Annotated in this window: 20 protein-coding genes; 7 read left to right on the forward strand and 13 right to left on the reverse strand. The window is 59.2% G+C overall.

Annotated features, from left to right (window positions below):
- Nucleotides 1-82 precede the first annotated feature (82 nt).
- The 3 genes from pssD to HMPREF2674_RS04985 all read left to right on the forward strand — a co-directional run bounded on the left by pssD (nt 83) and on the right by HMPREF2674_RS04985 (nt 2,325).
- On the forward strand, nt 83-562 hold the full coding sequence (gene pssD, locus HMPREF2674_RS04975) for a PssD/Cps14F family polysaccharide biosynthesis glycosyltransferase (RefSeq protein ID WP_049332927.1): 480 nt from the start codon (nt 83-85) through the stop codon (nt 560-562).
- A 278-nt stretch (nt 563-840) separates the two neighbouring features.
- The gene (locus tag HMPREF2674_RS04980; RefSeq protein ID WP_070483017.1) at nt 841-1,551 is read left to right on the forward strand and encodes a glycosyltransferase; all 711 of its coding nucleotides are present in this window, start codon (nt 841-843) and stop codon (nt 1,549-1,551) included.
- A 276-nt stretch (nt 1,552-1,827) separates the two neighbouring features.
- The gene (locus HMPREF2674_RS04985; protein WP_049332932.1) at nt 1,828-2,325 is read left to right on the forward strand and encodes a DUF2505 domain-containing protein; all 498 of its coding nucleotides are present in this window, start codon (nt 1,828-1,830) and stop codon (nt 2,323-2,325) included.
- Between the two features lie 132 nt (nt 2,326-2,457).
- Here the strand turns inward: HMPREF2674_RS04985 and HMPREF2674_RS04990 are convergent, their stop codons facing one another.
- From HMPREF2674_RS04990 to rfbB, 7 genes are all read right to left on the reverse strand, one after another.
- Complete coding sequence (locus HMPREF2674_RS04990; RefSeq protein ID WP_070824988.1) at nt 2,458-2,955, reverse strand: FAD synthase family protein; 498 nt, start codon at nt 2,953-2,955, stop codon at nt 2,458-2,460.
- 287 nt (nt 2,956-3,242) lie between these two features.
- Nucleotides 3,243-3,713 carry a Fe-S cluster assembly sulfur transfer protein SufU gene (sufU, locus tag HMPREF2674_RS04995; protein ID WP_049346769.1) on the reverse strand — a complete coding sequence of 157 codons (471 nt, stop codon included), beginning with the start codon at nt 3,711-3,713 and terminating at the stop codon, nt 3,243-3,245.
- A gap of 91 nt (nt 3,714-3,804) precedes the next feature.
- Nucleotides 3,805-5,103 (reverse strand): aminotransferase class V-fold PLP-dependent enzyme, encoded by a 1,299-nt coding sequence (locus HMPREF2674_RS05000; RefSeq protein ID WP_070824989.1) that lies wholly within the window; start codon nt 5,101-5,103, stop codon nt 3,805-3,807.
- 155 nt (nt 5,104-5,258) lie between these two features.
- Nucleotides 5,259-5,852, reverse strand: a complete 594-nt coding sequence (pth, locus tag HMPREF2674_RS05005; protein WP_070824990.1) for an aminoacyl-tRNA hydrolase — start codon at nt 5,850-5,852, stop codon at nt 5,259-5,261.
- Nucleotides 5,853-6,039: 187 nt separating this feature from the next.
- Nucleotides 6,040-6,660: a 50S ribosomal protein L25/general stress protein Ctc gene (locus HMPREF2674_RS05010; RefSeq protein WP_005506952.1), complete on the reverse strand. Its 621-nt coding sequence runs from the start codon at nt 6,658-6,660 to the stop codon at nt 6,040-6,042.
- A 243-nt stretch (nt 6,661-6,903) separates the two neighbouring features.
- Nucleotides 6,904-8,328 (reverse strand): dTDP-4-dehydrorhamnose reductase, encoded by a 1,425-nt coding sequence (rfbD, locus tag HMPREF2674_RS05015; protein WP_070824991.1) that lies wholly within the window; start codon nt 8,326-8,328, stop codon nt 6,904-6,906.
- Nucleotides 8,328-9,326, reverse strand: coding sequence for a dTDP-glucose 4,6-dehydratase (rfbB, locus tag HMPREF2674_RS05020; RefSeq protein WP_049332946.1), 999 nt, complete (start codon nt 9,324-9,326; stop codon nt 8,328-8,330). Before rfbB ends, rfbD begins: the two co-directional genes overlap by 1 nt.
- A gap of 74 nt (nt 9,327-9,400) precedes the next feature.
- Between rfbB and rfbA the strand changes: the two genes are divergently transcribed.
- The 4 genes from rfbA (at nt 9,401) to HMPREF2674_RS05040 (ending at nt 13,119) form a co-directional block, all read left to right on the forward strand.
- On the forward strand, nt 9,401-10,261 hold the full coding sequence (gene rfbA, locus HMPREF2674_RS05025; protein WP_070824992.1) for a glucose-1-phosphate thymidylyltransferase RfbA: 861 nt from the start codon (nt 9,401-9,403) through the stop codon (nt 10,259-10,261).
- Nucleotides 10,262-10,369: 108 nt separating this feature from the next.
- A complete protein-coding gene (locus HMPREF2674_RS05030) occupies nt 10,370-11,854 on the forward strand; it encodes a tyrosine-protein kinase domain-containing protein (RefSeq protein ID WP_070824993.1) in 1,485 nt (494 codons plus the stop codon).
- Nucleotides 11,855-11,962: 108 nt separating this feature from the next.
- Nucleotides 11,963-12,820, forward strand: a complete 858-nt coding sequence (locus HMPREF2674_RS05035) for a nucleotidyltransferase family protein (RefSeq protein WP_080974951.1) — start codon at nt 11,963-11,965, stop codon at nt 12,818-12,820.
- Nucleotides 12,817-13,119, forward strand: coding sequence for a PqqD family protein (locus tag HMPREF2674_RS05040; RefSeq protein ID WP_070824994.1), 303 nt, complete (start codon nt 12,817-12,819; stop codon nt 13,117-13,119). The genes HMPREF2674_RS05035 and HMPREF2674_RS05040 overlap by 4 nt, the downstream gene beginning before the upstream one ends.
- A 129-nt stretch (nt 13,120-13,248) precedes the next feature.
- Here HMPREF2674_RS05040 and HMPREF2674_RS05045 read toward each other — a convergent pair whose 3' ends face one another.
- From HMPREF2674_RS05045 to HMPREF2674_RS05070, 6 genes are all read right to left on the reverse strand, one after another.
- Nucleotides 13,249-14,499, reverse strand: coding sequence for a glycosyltransferase (locus HMPREF2674_RS05045; RefSeq protein ID WP_070824995.1), 1,251 nt, complete (start codon nt 14,497-14,499; stop codon nt 13,249-13,251).
- 13 nt (nt 14,500-14,512) lie between these two features.
- Nucleotides 14,513-15,457 (reverse strand): glycosyltransferase family 2 protein, encoded by a 945-nt coding sequence (locus tag HMPREF2674_RS05050; protein ID WP_049343036.1) that lies wholly within the window; start codon nt 15,455-15,457, stop codon nt 14,513-14,515.
- Nucleotides 15,458-15,529: 72 nt separating this feature from the next.
- A complete protein-coding gene (locus tag HMPREF2674_RS05055) occupies nt 15,530-16,570 on the reverse strand; it encodes a glycosyltransferase family 4 protein (protein WP_070824996.1) in 1,041 nt (346 codons plus the stop codon).
- Nucleotides 16,571-16,572: 2 nt separating this feature from the next.
- Entirely contained in the window at nt 16,573-17,976 is a 1,404-nt protein-coding gene (locus HMPREF2674_RS05060; protein WP_070824997.1) for an O-antigen ligase family protein, read from the reverse strand.
- The gene (locus HMPREF2674_RS05065) at nt 17,973-19,088 is read right to left on the reverse strand and encodes a glycosyltransferase family 4 protein (RefSeq protein WP_049332962.1); all 1,116 of its coding nucleotides are present in this window, start codon (nt 19,086-19,088) and stop codon (nt 17,973-17,975) included. Before HMPREF2674_RS05065 ends, HMPREF2674_RS05060 begins: the two co-directional genes overlap by 4 nt.
- Entirely contained in the window at nt 19,085-20,170 is a 1,086-nt protein-coding gene (locus tag HMPREF2674_RS05070; protein WP_049332964.1) for an acyltransferase family protein, read from the reverse strand. The genes HMPREF2674_RS05065 and HMPREF2674_RS05070 overlap by 4 nt, the downstream gene beginning before the upstream one ends.
- Between the last annotated feature and the right edge of the window lie 9 nt (nt 20,171-20,179).

Below are 20,179 nucleotides of genomic sequence, written 5' to 3' on the forward strand. Positions count from 1 at the left end.
GGCTCGGCGATTCCGGTTTGTCGAGCCCCGACCGCTCATCACATTTTTGTTTCTCCCTTTGTGGGGTATTAGGAGAATACTTATGACTGAGGCAACCTCCGCCCAGGCCCGGCCCAAGCTCCTGTTGGTTTCCAGCAGCGGTGGCCATTTGAAGCACCTGACGGCTACCGCCGCCGCCTGGCAGGATTACGATCGCGTGTGGGTTAGCTTTAAGCAGCCCGACGTGGAGTCCTCGCTGGCCGATGAGAAGACTTATTGGGCGTACTATCCGACGACGCGCAATATTAAGAATGCTATTCGCAACCTTTTCTTGGCGTTTCGAATTTTTCCGAAGGAACGTCCGGATGCGGTGGTTTCCGCCGGTGCGGGTGTCGCGGTCCCGTTCTTTATTGCGGCGAAGCTTTTCCGGGTAAAGACCCTGTACATCGAGTGTTTTGACCGCCCGACTCTGCCGACGATGACGGGTAAAATGCTGTACACCATTGCTGATCGCATCATTGTTCAGAGCGATGAACAGCAGAAGAATTTCCCCGATTCTCGCGTAATTCACCCCATTTTTTAAGAGTGATGAACCTATCCCGAAAATAATACCTTCCAGTGCATAGAGGGTATTATTTTCGGGGTATAGTATTTATTAAACATACAGATACATAAAGGTCGTGCGCTCCGCTGAGGACTCACCATCCACACGAACTAACCACTCGTCAGAGAAGCGTATGCGGGGATTACTCACCATTCTCTCCGGCACGACACCACCACGTATATCCATACGATGCCCTCCGGATTTTTGCATCGGGTATGCGGGGTTACTACCGATAAATACATAGAGAGGAATAGGCGATGTCTATTCAGAACTTCCCCCAGGTCAGTGTCGATACCGCCAAGTTCGATCTGCCCGTATTTACCCCCGCTGTCGCACCGGTTCGCATCCCGACGAAGACGTACGATCTGGTGGTTTCTCTTGGCACCGACGTTCACACTTTTGACCGTCTTCTGCGCTGGGTCGAGGCCTACCTTGAGGCTCACCCGCAGGTCACCTGCCTCGTGCAGCATGGCCACACCGCGCCCATTAAGCACGCGGATAATCTGAAGCTTCTTCCCGCGGCCGAGCTGCTGGACTACTACGCCAACGCAAGCGTTGTGCTGGTTCAGGGCGGCCCCGGTTCCATCCAGGATGCGCGCCGCACCGGTGCTCTGCCCCTGGCCGTTCCGCGCCGCGCGGAGTTTGACGAGGTTGTCGATAACCATCAGGTCCCCTTCACCGCTCTGATGGAGAAGCGCGGCCACGCCGTTGTGGTGGAGAGCCGCGAGGACCTCTTCCACAAGCTGGATCTGGCGCTGTCGAACCCCTCTCTCTTCCGCACCGCCGAGCCCTACGTCTCCACTCCGGAAATCTCCGCGGCCCAGCTGGGTGAGGAGCTGCACGACCTGCTGGCCGGTAAGATTCACCGCCGCGATTCCTTCTGGGGCCGTTGCAAGCAGGCCGTCCGCGCGCACCGTGCAGGTAAGGCCGAGATGGCACGCATCGACGCCATGGCTCCCAGCGCCTAGTAAGCGCCCAGTACCGGCGCCTAGCAGCACGGGCTGAATATTTCGGTCCGCTCCCCTATTCGTGCAAGACGCCCCTGAGTCTTGCATCTTAGACCGGCACGCGAACCTCCGACCGAGAACGCGGTGACCTGCGGGTATAGGCCCGTTGCCGCTATCCGCCCACGGCGTATTCTCGGCAGAATTCGCATCGTATTATTAGGTTGCGAAACCCCGCGCACCGTATCCTAGAGAGGAATGATGCGCGGGGTTTATCGCGCACTACGAAAGGAAAATTTCATGGCAGTTCAGGAATCGACCGTCATCAATGCTAGCGTCGACCAGGTCGTCGAGGCTTTCTCCAGCGAGGATTTCGCACGCTTCGTCTGCTCCGAGGTGGGCGTTGAGTTCGGTAGCTTCTCGGTCTCCGGTGACACCTCCGCCGAGTTCACCGCAACCACCGAGCGCACCATCCCGGCCGACCGCGTTCCGGATATCGCCCGCAAGTTCGTGGGCAACGGCGTCTCCATGACCCAGGTGGACAACGTGAGCGCCCCCGCGGCTGACGGTGCGCGCACCGTCGCAACCGAGGTGAAGGTCAACGGTATCCCCGTTTCGGCCAGCGCCACCCAGCACCTGATTCCCGAGGGCGACAAGACCCGTCTGGACGTCAACGGCGAGGTTTCCTGCTCCATCCCGCTGGTGGGCAAGAAGATTGCCGCCGCTGCCGAGCCGCAGGTTGGCCGCGTGCTGAAGGTTCTGGGTACCTCCGCCGAGAAGTGGATTGCTCAGCGCTAATCGTTTCAGCGCTAATCGTCCCCGCCCAGTAGGCCGGCGTACCGCTAGTCCTCACGAGGGTTAAAGAATCCCCGCCACCCGATTGGGTGGCGGGGATTTATGCATCTTGGGGGTCACGAGAGCGGCAGGGTTTTAGGAGGCGATAATCGCCTCGGAGTACTCGCGGTCCCCCAGCAGCTCAGCGAAGCGGTGCATCTCCGCGCGCAGGTCGTGCTCGGCCTCGAGCAGGTCGACGACCTTGCGCAGCTTGGTGCTGGAGGTGTGCTCGGTGTAGGGGAAGTAGTGCACCTCCACGCCCACCTCGGCGAAGCGTTCCTCGAGGGCGCGGCCCTTCTCGGTGCCCTTCCAGTCGTCGCCTTTGAAGAAGATGTTGAAGGGCTTCTGCTTCCAGGTTTCGAGCTTGTCGGGGGTGGTTTCGATGTGCACTTCGTCCACGTAATCGATGTGGCTGACGATGGCGGCGCGCTCCTCGATAGGGATGACGGGGCGGCGGCCCTTGGTGACTTCGAGGACGTCGTCGTGCACGACGCCTGCGATCAGGTAGTCGCAGTTCTCCTTGGCCTTGCGGAGAATCTCGAGGTGACCGTAGTGGAAGAGGTCGTAGGCACCTGCGGCGTAGCCAATAATCATGAGGGGTTCCTTGTGGTTGGTAGCGGCGATGGTCGCTCCGGCGCCCCGAAGGGGTCGGAGGGTGAGGAACGCATCCGCCCCGTTCATGCGGGCGGGGCTGGTCCGAAAAAGGTTCCTCGCGGGGCGCTGGTTAGGCGAACCGCACCTATTATTTTACCAGTCATCTTTTCCCGCGGGGCTCGGATAAAACGCGGAATGAGGCGGACGCGCTGTAGCGTCCGCCTCATTCCGTCGCGATCATCTTTGGGCCGCCCAGCAAGGAGCTGGTGGGAGCCGCGCGGGCTGTGCTAGTCCTCCAGAGCGGCTTCCTTGGCGGCCTCCTCGACGGCTACCCAGGAGAGCATCGCGCACTTCACGCGAGCCACAAACTTCGAAACGCCCGCGAAGGCAGCCATATCGCCGTACTCCTCCTCGTCCAGGGTCACCTGGCCGCGGGAACGCAGCATCTCGCGGAATGCATCCACGTGGCGCTGCAGCTCAGAAAGGGTCATGCCCGAAGCCATATCCGAGAGCACGGAAGCAGCCGCCATCGAGATGGAGCAGCCGTCGCCCTCCCAGGAGACCGACTCAATGGTCTTCTCCCCGTCCTTCAGCTCGTCAGAGAGCACCACGCGCAGGTTGATCTCGTCGCCGCAGGTGGGGTTGTACTGGTGGTTATCAGCGCTCGCATGGCCGGCGGGAACCTCCACGAGGTGCTCGCCGATGCGCTCCTTAGAATGCTCCAGGATGATGTCCTGGTAGAGAGCTTCGAGAGACATTTTGGTCTTCTTCCGTGTGTTGAATCGTCTAGTGAGGATAACGCGGCCGCGCACGGCAGCCCGGGTATGCCCGCCGTGCGCGCCGTAGAGGTTAGAGGCCGAAGTAGGGGCGCACCTCGGCGAGAGCCTTCAGGAACGCGTCCACGTCCTCGGTCGTGTTGTAGATGTAGGTGGAGGCGCGGGTCGAGGCGGTCACGCCGGCGCAGCGGTGCAGCGGCTGCGCGCAGTGGTGACCCACGCGCACGGCGATACCCTGCGTATCGAGCAGCTGGCCCACGTCGTGCGGGTGCACACCGTCAATGGCGAGGGCCACCAGGCCCGCGCGCTGGGCGGGATCGGTCGGGCCCAGCAGGCGCACGCCCTCGATCTTCTGAACGCCCTCAACCAGGCGAGCGCCCAGCTCGTGTTCCCACGCTTCAACGTTCTCCATGCCCAGGTGCTGCAGGTAGCGCACGGCGGCGGCGAAGGCGACCGCCTGCGAGACGCGCTGGGTACCGGCCTCGAACTTGATGGGGGCGGGCATGTACTCGGCGTCCTGCAGACCCACGCGGGTGATCATGGAGCCGCCGGTCAGGAAGGGCGGCAGGGCGTTCAGCAGCTCTGCACGACCGTAGAGGGCCCCGATGCCGGTGGGAGCCAGCATCTTGTGACCGGAGAAGGCGGCAAAGTCGACGTCCAGGGCGTGGAAGTCCACGGGCATGTGCGGTACGGACTGGCAGGCGTCCAGCACGACGAGTGCGCCGTGCTTGCGGGCCAGAGACACCAGGCGCGGCACGTCGGTAATCGCGCCGGTCACGTTGGAGACGTGAGTGAAGGCCAGGATGCGGGTCTTCTCATTGACGATGCCCTCGGCGGCCTCGTAGTCGATGCGGCCGTCCTCGGTGGCGGGGATGTGGCGCAGGGTTGCGCCGGTGCGCTGGGCAAGAATCTGCCAGGGAATCAGGTTCGCGTGGTGCTCAATCTCGGTGGTGACGATTTCGTCGCCGGGGCCCAGCGCAAAACGCTCGGCAGGCTTGCCGCCGATGCCCTGGGAGGCGTTACCGATGCTGTAGGCGATGAGGTTCAGCGCCTCGGTGGCGTTGGAGGTCCACACCAGCTCCTCCTCCGTGGCACCCACGAAGCCGGCCACGGTGCGGCGAGCGTCCTCGAAGAGGTCGGTCGCCTCGACGGCAAGGGTGTGCGCGCCGCGGTGTACGGCGGAGTTGGCGCGCAGGTAGAAGTCGCGTTCTGCGTCGAGAACCTGCAGGGGTTTCTGGCTCGTAGCCCCGGAATCCAGGTAGACCAGGGGGTGCCCGTTGACCTCGGTGTTGAGGATCGGGAAGTCCTGGCGGAGCTGACGCACAACGTCGTCGCTCAGGGGGATGTTGGCGGGGGTGGAGTATTCAGCCACGGGTACCTTCTTCTCTCGCTCATACGCTCCACGGGGCGGGTATTTTCCCGTCGTGGAGCGTATAACGTCATTCTTTTCTAGCTTATTCCCTTGAGTGGCTCTTGCATAGTTAGGTAGAGCCTAGTTCGCGGGGCGCACAGCGGCGAGGCAATCGGCTAGGATGCGGATGCGGCCCCGTGGTAGCGCTGCTGGGTAGCCTGTAGGCCCTCCTTGATGAGCATGACGGTTGCATCCGCGGCGTTCGAGATGAGGAACGGCAGAGCCTTCGCCTCGGTACTGCTGAAGGGTTTGAGCACGAAGTCCGCGGTGTCCATGCGTCCGGGCGGACGACCGATGCCGGTACGCACGCGGTAGTAGTCCTTGGTGCCCAGTGCCTTGGTGATATCGCGCAGACCGTTATGGCCGCCCTCTCCCCCACCAATCTTAAGCTTGATGGTGTCGAAGGGGATGTCGAGCTCGTCGTGGACGACGATGATATGCTCGGGGTCGATGCCGTAGAACTTGGCGACGGCGCTGACCGGGCCGCCGGAGGTGTTCATGTAGCCGAGAGACTTCATGAGGATGACCTTGGGGCCACCAAAACCGAGGCGCCCCTCCACCACAACCGCGGAGGCCTTGGAATGCTTCTTGAAGCTGCCGCCAACTTCCTTGGCGAGCTCGTCTAGAACCATCTGACCAATATTGTGGCGGGTTTTCTCGTACTCCGGGCCCGGGTTCCCCAGACCAACAATGAGCCACGCATCAGACATATCTTCGCCCTTTCCACGGCGCTGTAAAAGGTTTTTTAGAAAATTCATGGACTACACCATTCTATGAGTATGGCCCGCTACCACCTCAGAAGAGAGGTAGCGGCGGGCCATCCACAGATCACTGTTGCGCTAGGCGCAGGGCGCGGTCTTAGTGCTTTGAGTTATCTGAGTCGTGAGCTTCGCCAGCCTAATCTGATTCCTCGGAAGCTTCAACGATGTCACCCTCGGGTGCGTTTTCGCCTTCTTCACCGGGCTCGGGAACGTCGAGTTCCTCGGGCTCAGAAACGTTAACGATCAGCAGTTCAGCGTCTGCAACCAGGGTTACGCCTGAGGGCAGTTCAACATCTGATGCCAGAACGTGAGCGCCAGCTTCGCGGCCTTCGATGCTCACGGTCAAAGCTTCGGGTGCCTTCAGTGCGTCAGCTTCAACCAGAAGAACGGTTTCTTCCTGGTTAGCAACGGCGCCAACAGCGGGCTCGCCTTCAACGTGTACAGGAACCTCGATCTCAACGCGCTCGCCGCGCTTAACGGTCAGCAGGTCGATGTGCTGCAGTTCGGGGCGGATTGCGTGACGCTGGATGTCCTTGATCATTGCGAGGTGTGATTCACCTTCGATGTCGAGGTCGAGGATAGCGTTGGGGACGCGGGCAGCCAGGGTGGTTGCGTGGCCGGGGAGTACTACGTGCTTGGGCTCTTCGCCGTGGCCGTAGATGACGGCGGGGATGTCGCCTGCCATGCGGATGCGGCGCGCGTAGCCCTTGCCGAAGTCGCTACGTACGGTAGCTGAAATTTTGATGGTATCTGACATGAGTCGTCCACCCTTTCTTGGTTAGAAGTGATGCGCCAAGTGGAATAGGGACTGGCGCCAGAAATCTCTTTCCAACCAGCCACCGTCAGTTACGGACCTACACGTTTCGTGTATTCCACCGCCTTGGCCAAGACAATATTGTACAGGTTCCCGGCTCTTCTTCAAGAGCCGGGAACCTGTGATATGGCGATTTTCACGCCTTTTATGCTGTTGTCAGCGGTATGAGTCCGAATCCTTAAGGGATTAGGAACCCATTTCTGCCAGGTATGCGGCCAGCGCCTCGCGGTGATCGCGCGGGGTGAATCCCGCGGCAATCAGCTTGGACAGGTCCATCGCCGAGTTCGTCGGACGGTGAGCGAAGAGCTCAGCGTTGGCGAAGTATGCCTCGGTGGTGGTGTCGCTGACGCGTGCCGGGTCGTGGCCGGTACCCTCGTACACCGCGCGGGCGAACTGGGCCCAGTTGATGACCTCGCCGGTGTTCGACACGTTGTAGGTGCCGTATTCCGCGCCCGAGAAGAGCAGGTGCAGAGCAGCAGCTGCCAGGTCCTGGGTGAAGGTCGGGCGACCCCACTGGTCGGCAACCACGGACGGGTCGATGCCGCGCTCTGCCAGGGAGGCCATGGTGCCCACGAAGTTCTTACCGGCACCAACAACCCAGCTGGTGCGCAGGGTGTAGTGCTTACGCCACGCGGCGGCGGCAACCTCACCGGCTGCCTTGGACGCGCCGTAAACACTCAGCGGTGCCAGGGGGTAATCCTCCGGGTACTCCTCGCCCAGGGGCAGGGAGCCATCGAAGACGTAGTCGGTGGATACGTGAACCAGCGGCAGGTTGGCTTCCTCGCAGATGGAGGCGAGCGCGCTCACGCCCAGGGCGTTGGCTGCCCAGGCTTCGCGACGACCCTCGGGGGTCTCGGCCTGATCCACTGCAGTGTAGGCCGCGGCGTTGATGACCGCGCGGAAGGAGCGCCAGCGGAAGGCGTCGCGCCACTGCTCGGGCTTGCCCAGGTCCAGGCGGTCACGGTCGACGGCCACGAAGGGTACGTTCTGCTCGGTGAGCTGGCGAACCAGCTCGGTGCCGAGCTGACCGCCCGCGCCAATAATCAGAATCGGGTCGGCTTCGAGGGGCTTAATCTCGTTCAGGCGCGGGTGGTTGCGGTCCTTCTCGGAGAGCTCAGCCTTTGCCAGGTCGATGGGCCAGTCGATGGCGACAGTTTCATCGGCCAGGTTCAGGAAGCTGTAGCCGGATACCGCATCCGCCGACCAGTGGTCGTTGACCAGGTAGGTGTAGGCGGTGTTCTCTTCCAGGGTCTGGAAGGAGTTGCCCACGCCGCGGGGCACGAAGATGGCGGTGTCCGGGCCCAGCTCAACGGTGACGACCTTGCCGAAGGACTCGCCGGCACGCAGGTCAACCCATGCGCCGAAGATGCGGCCGGTCGCAACCGACACGTACTTGTCCCAGGGCTCGGCGTGGATACCGCGGGTGGTACCCACCGAAGCGTTGAACGAAATGTTGTTCTGCACCGGGTTGAAGTCGGGCAGGCCGGCGGCGACCATCTTTTCGCGCTGCCAGTTCTCCTTAAACCAGCCGCGGTTATCGCCGTGCACCGGCAGGTCGATGATGAGCAGGCCGGGAATCTCGGTCTCGGTAACCTTCAGCTCCTTGGTCATTACTGACCAGCCTTCGCGTACTTAGCCTCGACCTCAGCCTTCAGGGGCTCCCACCAGCCGCGGTTGTCGGTGTACCACTTGATGGTGTCTGCCAGGCCGGACTCGAAGTCGGTGAACTTCGGCTCCCAGCCGAGCTCTGCACGCAGGCGGCTACCGTCGATGGCGTAGCGCAGGTCGTGACCGGGGCGGTCGACAACGTGCTCGAAGTCGTTCTCGTCCTTGCCCATCAGGCGCAGGATGGTGCGCAGAACGGTGATGTTGTTCTCTTCGCCGTCCGCACCGATGAGGTAGGTTTCGCCAATCTTACCCTGCTCCAGGATGCGCAGCACGGCCGAGGAGTGGTCGGATGCGTGAATCCAGTCACGAACGTTCAGGCCCTCGCCGTACAGCTTCGGGGTCAGGCCCGAGAGGATGTTGGTGATCTGGCGAGGAATGAACTTCTCGATGTGCTGGTAGGGGCCGTAGTTGTTCGAGCAGTTCGAGATGGTGGCCTCGATGCCGAAGGAACGAACCCAGGCGCGTACGAGCAGGTCGGAGCCTGCCTTGGTGGAGGAGTACGGGGAGGAGGGGTTGTAGGGGGTGGTTTCGGTGAATTTGGCGGGATCGTCCAGCTCAAGGTCGCCGAAGACCTCGTCGGTGGAGATGTGGTGGTAGCGGGTGCCGTGCTTACGGACCGCCTCCAGCAGGCTGAAGGTACCCACCAGGTTGGTGTGAATAAAGGGTTCGGGGTTGGCCAGCGAGTTGTCGTTGTGAGACTCCGCCGCGTAATGGACAACAGCGTCAGCCTTGCCGACCAGTTCGTCTGCCAGCTCGCGATCCGCGATGTCGCCGACGACGAGCTTGAAACGCGATTCGGGAAGACCTTCCAAAGACGCAGCATTTGCGGCGTAGGTCATCTTATCCAGCACGGTAATCGTGTGATCAGTGTTATCGATGAGGTGGTGAACAAAGTTCGAACCAATAAAACCGGCACCGCCGGTAACAAGAATGTGAGCCATACGGTAGATTTTACCCGGCTAAAGAGCGATTTTTACGCCTCAACAAAGAGATAAACATGACACAATAAGAAGTTATGAAGGGAATTATTCTTGCCGGCGGTACCGGAAGCCGTTTGCACCCCATCACTCAGGGTATTAGCAAGCAGCTCACTCCGGTCTATGACAAGCCGATGATTTACTACCCGCTGTCCACTCTCATGCTGGCGGGTATCCGCGATATTTTGATTATTACCACTCCTGCCGATCAGGAGCAGTTCCAGCGACTGCTCGGTGACGGTTCCCGTTTCGGTATTAATCTCGAATATAAAGTTCAGCCTTCCCCGGACGGCCTGGCTCAGGCATTTATTCTGGGTGCTGATTTTATTGGTAATGACCCCGTAGCCCTCGTGCTCGGTGACAATATCTTCTACGGTCCCGGCCTGGGTACTCAGCTTGCCACCTACGAGCAGAAGGATGGCGCGACCGTCTTCGCTTATCGGGTTGCTGATCCTCGCGCTTACGGTGTGGTGGAATTTGATGAGGACTTCAACGCCCTCTCTATTGAGGAGAAGCCCGAGAACCCCAAGAGCGACTACGCTATTCCGGGTCTGTATTTCTACGACTCGAAGGTTGTAGAGTATGCACGTCAGATTAAGCCTTCTCCGCGCGGTGAGTTGGAAATCACTGACCTTAACCGCGTCTACCTGGAACAGGGTAAACTGAAGGTTGAGGTTTTGCCGCGCGGCACCGCATGGCTCGATACCGGAACCTTTGATTCACTCGCTGATGCCACTAACTTCATCCGCACTGTTCAGAGCCGTCAGGGTCTGTCCGTCGGTTGCCCGGAGGAAATTGCGTGGCGTCACGGTTGGCTTTCCGACGAGCAGCTCCGCGAGATTGCTACCCCGCTTACCAAGAGCGGTTACGGTAGCTACCTGCTCGGATTGCTCCGCTAAGCTTCACACCGCAACCCAGGGGATATACCGTATCCCTTCACCGCCCGCGGCAGTACTCCACGTCACGGGCACACACTAACTCAAACTTTCTGGAGTATTCTCACTACTATGACCATTTTGGAATTCTTCCGCACCACGAGGGCTAACCTCTGGTTGCTGATTATTGGCATCATCATTGGTGCCGCGGTGGGCTTCGGCTATGCATCCCTGCAGCCGAAGGTGTACGCCGCCTCGTCCTCGGGCTACGTGACCGTGGGCGAGTCCGGTACGGTGGATGTTCTCTCGGGCTCTACAGCCGCTAAGGAGCGTGCTCGCTCCTACGCAGCTATCGTCTCCTCCGAGGCCGTGGCACAGAAGATTAAGCAGAACACCCCTGAGCTCTCCCTAACCACCGGTCAGATTCGTTCTAGCCTCACCGCAACCGCAGGTGACAATGCTGCGCTGATTACCGTGAGCGCCCAGGCTTCTTCCCCGAAGAACGCACAGCTGCTCGCCAACAGCGCTCTGCAGGCTACCGCTGACTACATCAAGGAAATTGAGCAGAACCCCGGTAACGCTCAGGCCCTGGTTAACGGCGATAGCAACGCTGCGGCAACCCCCTCTGCAAGCAGCAATACCGTCCGCGTGATTCCGCTGAACAACGCAAGCGTCAACCCGCCGCTGGTTTCCCCGAACTACCAGCAGAACACTCTGATTGGCGCCGTTATCGGCCTGGTCGTGGTGTACACCGCCATCTTCCTGCGCCGCGCACTGGATCAGCGCATCCGCACCCGTGACGACGCCACCAAGGCAACCGGCGCAAGCATCCTGGGTGTGCTGCCCGTCAGTGAGGACCTGAACGAAGAGAACATCGTGAACGGTGACACCGACGACCACATCGCTCAGGAATCGATTCGTCAGCTGCGTACCAACCTGCGCTTCGTGAATGTTGATACTCCCCCGCGCTCCTTTATCGTCACCTCCGCTGTGCCCGGTGAAGGTAAGTCGACCGTGTCGCTCTCGCTGGCTCGTTCCCTGGCCGACGCCGGTTCACCCGTCATCCTCATTGACGCCGACCTCCGCCGCCCGACCGTGGCTAAGAAGCTGAAGCTCGACGCCAAGGTCGGTCTGACCCAGGTTCTGGCCGGTCAGGTGGAGATTGCAAACGCCGTGCACCAGCTGGGCGATTCGAACCTTTTCGTGCTTCCCGCGGGCCGCATCCCCCCGAACCCCTCTGAGCTTCTGGGCTCGGACAAGATGCGCCAGCTCATCAAGGAACTCTCCGAAGAGTTCATCGTGGTGGTCGACGTTCCGCCGCTGCTGCCCGTGACCGATGCATCGTTGCTCTCCCACTCTGTGGACGGCGTGATTCTGGTCGGTTCGATTGGCCGCAGCCACCGCGAGCAGATGACCGAGGCTTCCAGCATCCTGAAGAAGGTCAACGCGAACCTCTTCGGTCTTGTTCTGAACCGTGCACCCCGTAAGGGCCTGGGTAACTCCTACTACGGCTTCGGTTACGCAAGCACCTACGTGGGCTACGCAACCTACTACGGCTACGGTAAGGACGGCGATAAGAAGTCCTCGAAGTCGAAGTCCTCAGCCCCCAAGGCATAACCTTTCGACCCTCTCCCCACGGGGAGCAACATACGGCGGGAAGGGCAGTGTTTCTGTCCCTCCCGCCGTATACTTATTTGGTATAGACCGGTGCACCGAAAGGTTATTGTGACCACTCACTCCACCAATACCCCGGAGCCGCTCACCACTCCGCTCGCGGCACGGATTCGGCTTGCGCACGCCTACTTCCAGCACATAGCCGATAAGCATTCCATCGACGTTCTGCATATCAAAGGCTATGCGTTCTCGCAGGAAATTTACCGCAAGGGTAGGTACAGCTCCGACGCTGACCTGTTGGTCCGTCCATCGCAGGTGGACCGCTTTGTGCAGATTCTCCTGGCGGATGGCTGGCGTATCCAGGCCCACTTTGAGACGGGCTCAGTGTTCGAGCACGCCATGACCCTCTACCATGCCTCCTGGGGCCTGACCGATATTCATCGATTCTTCCCCGGCCTCGGCCGCCACGGTGACTACGAGAAGACCTTTGACCGTATTTGGGCAGCCCGCCGTACCCGATTCATCGCTCACCGGCCCTGTACGGTCCCCTCAGACCTGGATGCGCGCCTTATCGTGGTGCTACACCGTGCCCGCGCCGCGTCCCGTTACAGCGCGGATATCAACTATCTGGTGAACCGCATGTCCTACGCAGACTGGCAGCGGCTTAAGGAACGTGCCAACGAGCTCGATTCAAACCTGGCCTACAGCGCGGCCATGGGCGGGCTTGAACAGTACCGAGGCGATCGCGACTATCTGCTGTGGCTTTCCGTTTCGCAGGATGTCCCCCACTACGTTCAGTGGATTGGTCGGCTTCGGTCGGCAACCACCCTGCGCGATAAGCTACGCACCCTGAAGAATATCTTCTTCGTCAATAAGGACCACCTGGCCATGCAGCTTGGCCGTACCCCCACGCGTGCCGAGGTGCGTGCCAAGTTCTTTGAACGCTTCGGAATCGAGGTGAAAAAATGACCGTGGAATCCCCTCAGCCCGTGTATGGTATCCCCGAAAATATCGCCTACGTACATTCCGAGGAGTTCGCCAAGTACTCCCCCACCGCCACGTATATCGCGAATCTAGACACCGGGGAGCACTCTATCCTGCAGGGCTCGGCCTCCATCATCTGGGGTCTTTTCGAGGAACCCACGAGCGAGGAGGAAGCGATTGAGACCATCTGTGAGCTCTACGAACAGCCCGCAGAGGTTATCGCGCCGCAGATTGAGGATTTCATTCCCGAGCTGCTCGCCAAGAACCTCTTGGAGACTCTCTAGGGCCTCTCTGTAGCTTGAAAAGCGGGTATAACGTAAAGAAGGCGGGGCGGTCAGACTTTTAGTCTGACCGCCCCGCCTTCTTTATCTCCATGAACGCTCGAAGAGCACGAACAAGCGAGAGAAGCGCCTTTACTGGTCTTCGGGAAGCGCCTGGATGTAGGACTTCAGTCGGCTGATAAAACGAGCCTCCGAGAAACCGTCAACGTGCTCACGGATGTAGTCGGCGTCCCAGTCCTTCGGGTTGAAGACCTCCAGAGCTGCCTGTAGCTGCTCCACCGTGGGCTGCTCGATGAACACGCCCGTCTTACCTTCCTGAATCGTATCCAGGAAGCCACCCGCGCGGTACGCGATGACCGCCTTGCCGCTCGCTCCGGCCTCCAACGGAGTGATGCCGAAGTCCTCGTAGGAAATTGCCAGCAGCGCCAGGCAGTGGCGGTAGGCGTAGCGCAGCTGCGCATCCGTCACACCCGAGGCAATCCGAATCGTGTCACCCGCAATCTGCTGCAAGTGTTCCTTCTCGGGACCGTGACCAATCACCAGCAGTTTCTTGCCCAGGTTATTGCAGGCTTCCACGGCCTTGTCCACGTTCTTGTAGGGCAGCAGACGCGAAACAATCAGGAAGTAATCCTCCCCGCTCATGAACTCTTCAAGACCCGGAATCGGCTCCGTCGGAGCTTTAGGGTCCACCGAGTGCGGGGGGAAGAAGATCGGAACGTCCTTCTTGCCGTACACGTTCTCGATGCGCTTCTTAATGACGCTGGCGTTCCCCACGTAAATCGCTGAGCGGTGCGCAGCCCAGTGATCCCACAGCATCAGCGCCGGACGTAGCGTCTTCAGCAGCAGCGGCACGGGACCGGTGCTCTTCTCGCCCAGGTACTGATCGCTCAGGTAGAGCCAGCGAGCCGGCGAGTGGCAGTAGATAAACTTGCGACCCGCGTAGTTGAAGCCGTGCGCCCAACCCGTCGTCGATACCACGGCACGCTCCGCGGGAACCTTCAGAAGGGAGGAAGCCAGCGGAAGAATCGGCAGGGCCATGCGGTGGTTACGGCGCAGGTAGCCAATCTTGTTCAGAGGACTCGTGATGATTTTCGCGTCCTTGAACTCGGGGAACGTTCCCTCCGGGTCGTACAGGGTCGTGTAAATCGGGGCGTCCGGGAACGCGCGATGCATAGCCAAGACCACGCGCTCGGCGCCTCCACGCTGAGTCAGGTAGTCGTGAGCAATTGCGATTTCCTCTGTTGCCTCCGGCTTCACAAAGGGTACGTAGCGACGCACCAGGTGCGCCACCTTCTTCAAGCCCTTCGGAATATCTGCCAGCACCGCGTCGGGATTCTTCGGCCCGGTAAACGGAGCGGAGGTCAAGAGCTGAGCGAGTGACATTTTCTTTTCCCTCCTAGAAAACTTTCTGTGCGCGTTCGGGATAATGAATACCTGCGTAGGATGCAGCCTCAACCTGCAGAGCCACCAGCTTCTCGGCCAGCTTCGCCGGCAGTTTGAGCAGAATCTTATCGCTCGCATCGCCCAGGGTCTTGATGGTCTTCTCGGTCGTGAACCGGGCCAGGGTCTTGACCAAGAAACCCCACGGGCCGCTCGGGTTCGGGGCCGGATGTGCGGCATCTCCGTGCTTACGGACGAAAATCGTGCGGGCAGATCCCGAGTGCAGGGCGCGCAGGGCACGCACCGCGGTGGTGGTGGCCTCAGCATAGTGCTTGACCTCAACCTCGTCAGAAATAATGATGCGGCCACCGGCATCGTGCACCATCTTGCCCATGTCTACGTCTTCCCAACCGTAGAGGCGGTAAGCCGGATCATAGCCTCCGGTACGCTCGTAGAACTCAGCGGAAATCGACGAGTTTCCGTTCCAGTACAGCCAGCGTCCCTCTTCGGCCACGCTCAGGGCACCTTGCTTAAAGCGCGCATCGCGGAAGTTACCGTACACACGGGAGTACGGGGTGTCCGGGTACACGTTCTTGAGGGTACCAATCACGCCGTCGTAGTCGCGGTGCAGACGAATCTGGTTAGCGACGTAATCGGGAGCCGGCTGCAGGTCGTCATCGCAACGGATGAGGATATCGGCATCAGCCGCGCGGTGGCCGGCGTTCAGCGCCGCCACTCGGCCGCGGTTCTCCTCAAAGACAATCTTGGTCAGGTTCAGCTTGCCCTCGGCGATGTAGCGATCAACCACGGCCTCGCTGTTATCGATATCGCCATCGAGGACCACGATGACCTGGAAGTCCTTCTCCGTCTGCTCGGCAAGCGCATCCAGCGGGTAGTGCAGAATCTCCGCGCCACCGCGAGAGGGGATAATGACCGCAGCCTTGTAACGGTGAGTCGTCATGCTTTTCCTTCGGGTTGAGGTGAGATGAGAGTTTGAGTGAAATATCCCGTGGGGAGGGATCAGACGTAGGGATTAGCGAGCGAAGCGTTCCAGAACCTCGCCCACGCGAACCTTGCCCGCCTCGGGAGAGTAGTTCTCCTGCCAACGCCAGAACAGTTCGGAGGTGCGTTCCGCCAGGTCGGAGGAGTTCTCGCGCAGTTCCTCCCCTAGGCTCTTGATGGCGGCGGCCAAATCCAGAGGCTGACCGGCCGAGACGATATAGGGGTAGGATTCGCCGCCCACGACCTCGGCTAGGGCGCCGGCATCACTCACAATGACGGGAATGCGGGCGCTCATCGCTTCAGCAACCACAAGGCCGAAGGACTCGGGCGCGATGGAGGGAACCACCAGCATATCGATGGAACCAAAAAGCTGGTCCGGGGTGGTCCAGCCGAGTCGGGTGCTGAAAGACGACACCTGCTTCAGCGCTTCCTCCACCTCGGTGCGCTCCTCATCCGAGGCAAACACGGGTTCACCGCCGATGACCAGGTCGTAGGCGACCTCGTCAGCATTCAAAACGCTCATGGCCGAGCAGAGGGTCGCGATACCCTTCGAGGGGGTCAGACGGCCCAGGTACCCCACGCGCAGGCGGCGGTCGCCCACGCTGTGGTCCAGGGCGGTGGACACGCCGCTCACCCAGTTTGCAAAGACTTCGCTGCCGGGGCAGGAGTGCTCCACATAGCGGCTGGGAACCAGAGTCACGGAAGCCTTGCGACGGGCGAAAGGCACCAGCTTGGCGTTCAATCCGGCCGGTAGCTGGTGCAGGTGCACAATGCGGTTCTTACGACCGCCAGTGGCCGCTGCAGGAACCAGGCCGTTGCACCAGAGCAGAACGTCCTTGTGGCGGGTATGCCAGCTACGCAGAGCCACCATGTACTGTGCGCGGTTCTTAGCCGGCAGTACCACACGTGCAAAGCCTTCATCCGCAGCAGCTTCCACGAGCTGATTGGGCTCGGAGGGGCCGACGATGGTGACCTTATAGCCAAGGCTCCGGGCCGCGCGGGCCACGTTCAGGAGCATGACCTCACCGCCGCCCATATCACCGTTATTGGTAGCGATGTAGAGTTCTTTCATCGTTATACTTTCCTCGCCCGCTGACGGATAGAACTGACGTCAAACGATTTAGAAGTAGTCGACTTCTTGGGCGTTTCTTGATGGGTTACAGGGGCAGGAGCTTCATTCTCAATAAGCTCGCCGTTCTGCAGCGCAGGTTTTTCGTCGCTGCTCTGCGCCTTCTGCATAGCACCTGGTTCATGATGTCCGCTATCCGAAGCGTCCAGATCCTTATCCGGGTTCAGGTACAGCAATGCAAGACCCACCACGATAGCCCAAGGCACAGTCAGAATCACCTCACCAAGACGCTGAGAGGTAATAATGATAATCACCATTGCGGCTTCGGCGATAACAATGCGCTGAGCACGCGGCTGCTTCCACATGAATGCGGCAGAAATCATCAGGCCTACAATCACAATCATATAGAGCCATCCGGCCTCCTGGACCAGCGTCATATATGAATTGTGGAAATAGAAGTAACGATTCTGAAGTGGCACCTGAGCGGTACCCAGACCGCCACCATACCAAGGAACCATATCAATCATGCGGTACATGGTCTCATCGATTCGTTCACGCAGAAGGTCACTACCGAGTCGATCCGCGAAGGCACCGGCACGCGCAAAATTATCTTCCAGGTAGTTCACAGCCTGGTAAAACAACAACGCAAGAACTGCTTTACCGAACAAATTCAGGCGATGAGAGAAGTACAACCACAGGACAGCAAAAGCATATGCGGCAAGAGAGGTACGGGAACCGGTCAGCCACAGCATGCCGGAGGTAACAACAAAAGCAACGATACGGTGACTTGTCTTTCGGACCATAGCCACGAAAAGGAAGCCAAAAATTGCGTAATACAGACCAGACTGATTCTTATCGTTCAGCCAGCCGGTCAGCGTACCGCCGTAGTTATCGGGCGCAATACCTGCATAAAATCCAATGAGGTTGAAAATAAGGCCCGCAGCCACGCCAAAGATGAGGGAACGAATGTCAATCCTCTTTTGAGCAATCTGCAACGCCAGAAGAAGGACCACAGCCATGCGGATTGCACGGCGAATCGCTTCATCAACAGAAATGCCGTTAAAAGCTAGACTTTCAAACAAAGCCCAGCCAACAGCAAACAAGATGATTGAGAAGAACAAGGAGTTATACCGTGTCTCCAAGGTGGCAGGTTTTGTCAGCTTGTACAAGACAAACAACATCACAACAACGGTACCCACAGGCATGGTCACAATGGGCGTAGGGACGCCGATGAAGATCAGACCAAAACCAGCCCAAAAATCAAGCATTGACAGTCTTGAGACGCTACCGACAAGGTACTTTACTTCACCCGCGGTGGCCTGCCCAATGCGATATGCCTGGAGAGAATTAGGATTTTTATCCTGCTGAGAAGCTGCGGTCTCTGTACTTTGCGAGAAAGACACGGTCATTTCTTCTCCAATGTGCGAGTGTAAATATCAACCGTCTGAGCAGCCATCTGCTCATTCGAAATCCAGGTGAAAGGCTCAGCCTCACTCTTCTGCAGCTGCGCACGCATAGCCTGCAGAACATCCTGAGTCAAGGTTGCACTTTGACGGTCTACCAGCTCGTCGGCGCCCAAAATCTCCGGGTTGCCGCCCACAGCGGTAGCGACCGTCTTCAGACCAGCTGCCTTAGCGTCCAGCAGAGTGTAGGAGCAGTTCTCCCACACCGACAGCTGAACAATCATGTCGCTACGGCCCATCGCCTCAATCGGGTTAACGAAGCCGCTGAAGGTCACCGAATCACCCAGGTTCAGACGCTGAGCCTGAGACTGCAACTCGGACGCCAAATCACCAGAGCCCGCAATCTCAAGATGCGCCTGCGGGTAATCAACACGAAGCTGCGCAAAAGCAGCCAGCAGCACGTCAATACCCTTCTCAGGGGACAGACGGGACAGCGAGAGAATACGCGGACCTCCCTCTGCGGGAACACGCTGTTGCTCAACAGCCGCGTGCACCTCGGGGATATCCACGCCGTTGTACACCAGCTCCACGCCACGAGCGCCCCACTTGGCACGCATCTGATCAGCGGTAGAACGAGAAACAGCAATCGCCTGATCGGTGCCCCACAGGCGCACACGATGCACGGTCTCCATGAGCTTAGAACGCCAGGAGCTACCGTGGTACACCGAGTCATTACCGGCAATACCGTGCTCAGTGGTCAGAAGCTTCGGTACGCAGGTACCGCGCTTGATGACGCTACGGATGCGTAGTGCGTTGACCACAGCGGTCGCTACAACGTCCGCATACGCCAGGTGGCTGTGCACAATATCCGGGCGGAGCTGCTCAACAGCCTTCTGCAAAGAAACAAAGGAAGTCTTAAAACCGTAGTCGGGGCCGAACTCAGCCTTGATGACGGTGACGCCCAGTTCCTCGAGGCGGCTCGTGAGCTTACCCTCGGGCGCGAGAACCACCAGGTTAAAGCCGGGGAGCCCGGCACGTGCCATATCGACAACGTGCCGAGCTACTCCACCAAAATCGGGAACCGGAACGACCCATAGAGCCGTTGGTGTAGAGGTCATGCCTTAGTCAACTTTCGAGTGAGGAAAGAACGGAAGGATGCAGAAACCTTAGTTTCAATGGAAATATGCACCAGGTAAGCGAAGCAGATCACCAAAACCAATGCAATAATACGTGCCCCCCAGGGACCAGCCACCGGGTAGAACATATCAACAAGCATATAACCGACCATAGCGTGGCCCAAGTAAAGGGGATAGGAAATGCGTCCCAAGAAATTCAGCGGACCCCTCGAAAGTACCGGAACATTCTTCAGGTATACAACGATGAAGAACACCAGACTAATCAATGCCACACCGATTCCATGAGCAAGATCATGCATCAGCGCCGCGTTGAGGGAAGCCAGAATCGCAAAGTACGGAATATGCCAGGTGAACTTTCGATCATGGCTGTACATGAAGAACACCATGCCCAAGCTAAAGAGTGAAGAATGTTCCGCAACCGCGGCCCACACAATCATCTTCGGTGCTCCACCGAGAGAAGCCTCCGGGTGGAAAAGCAGACACAGAGCCGTACCGATAACCGACCAGGTGAGCAGAATCGTAGTCAGCTCCCCACGGTAAATCTTTCCCTTCCGGATAATCAGGTACAGGGCAACCATCACGTAGAACTGCAGTTCCACTGCCAGCGTCCAGTACACCTGATCCACGTTATCCACACGCAGGAAGCGTTGCAGCATCGTCGTGTTAATCAGGGTCTGCGGAATCGTAATATGGCGTCCGGGGTTTCCGTAGATGAAATACACCAGAGCCGATACCGCCAGCGCAAACCAATAGGTCGGGTAGATACGAGAAAAACGCGAAACCGCGAACTTCAGTGCCGACCCACTCTTGATAGCGCTGAGCAGAATCACGAAACCGGAAATGATGAAGAAGAGCTGAACACCCAACTCGCCCAGAGGAATGTCATAGGGCGAAGGAGCAGTCCGCGGATAGTTCTCCGTAGCGGGAACACCCAGGTGATAAATCACCACGGTAATAGCAGCCAGGCCGCGGAACCCGTCCAGCTCCCGGAAACGCCCGGGAGTGATGAAGTCCTGATCAAGGACGTCACCCTCCCGAGCTTTTACGGTCTGAGACTTGGCCATAGATGCCGG

Origin of the sequence: Rothia sp. HMSC062F03 (genome assembly GCF_001836905.1) — a bacterium.
GTDB lineage: Bacteria > Actinomycetota > Actinomycetes > Actinomycetales > Micrococcaceae > Rothia > Rothia mucilaginosa_A.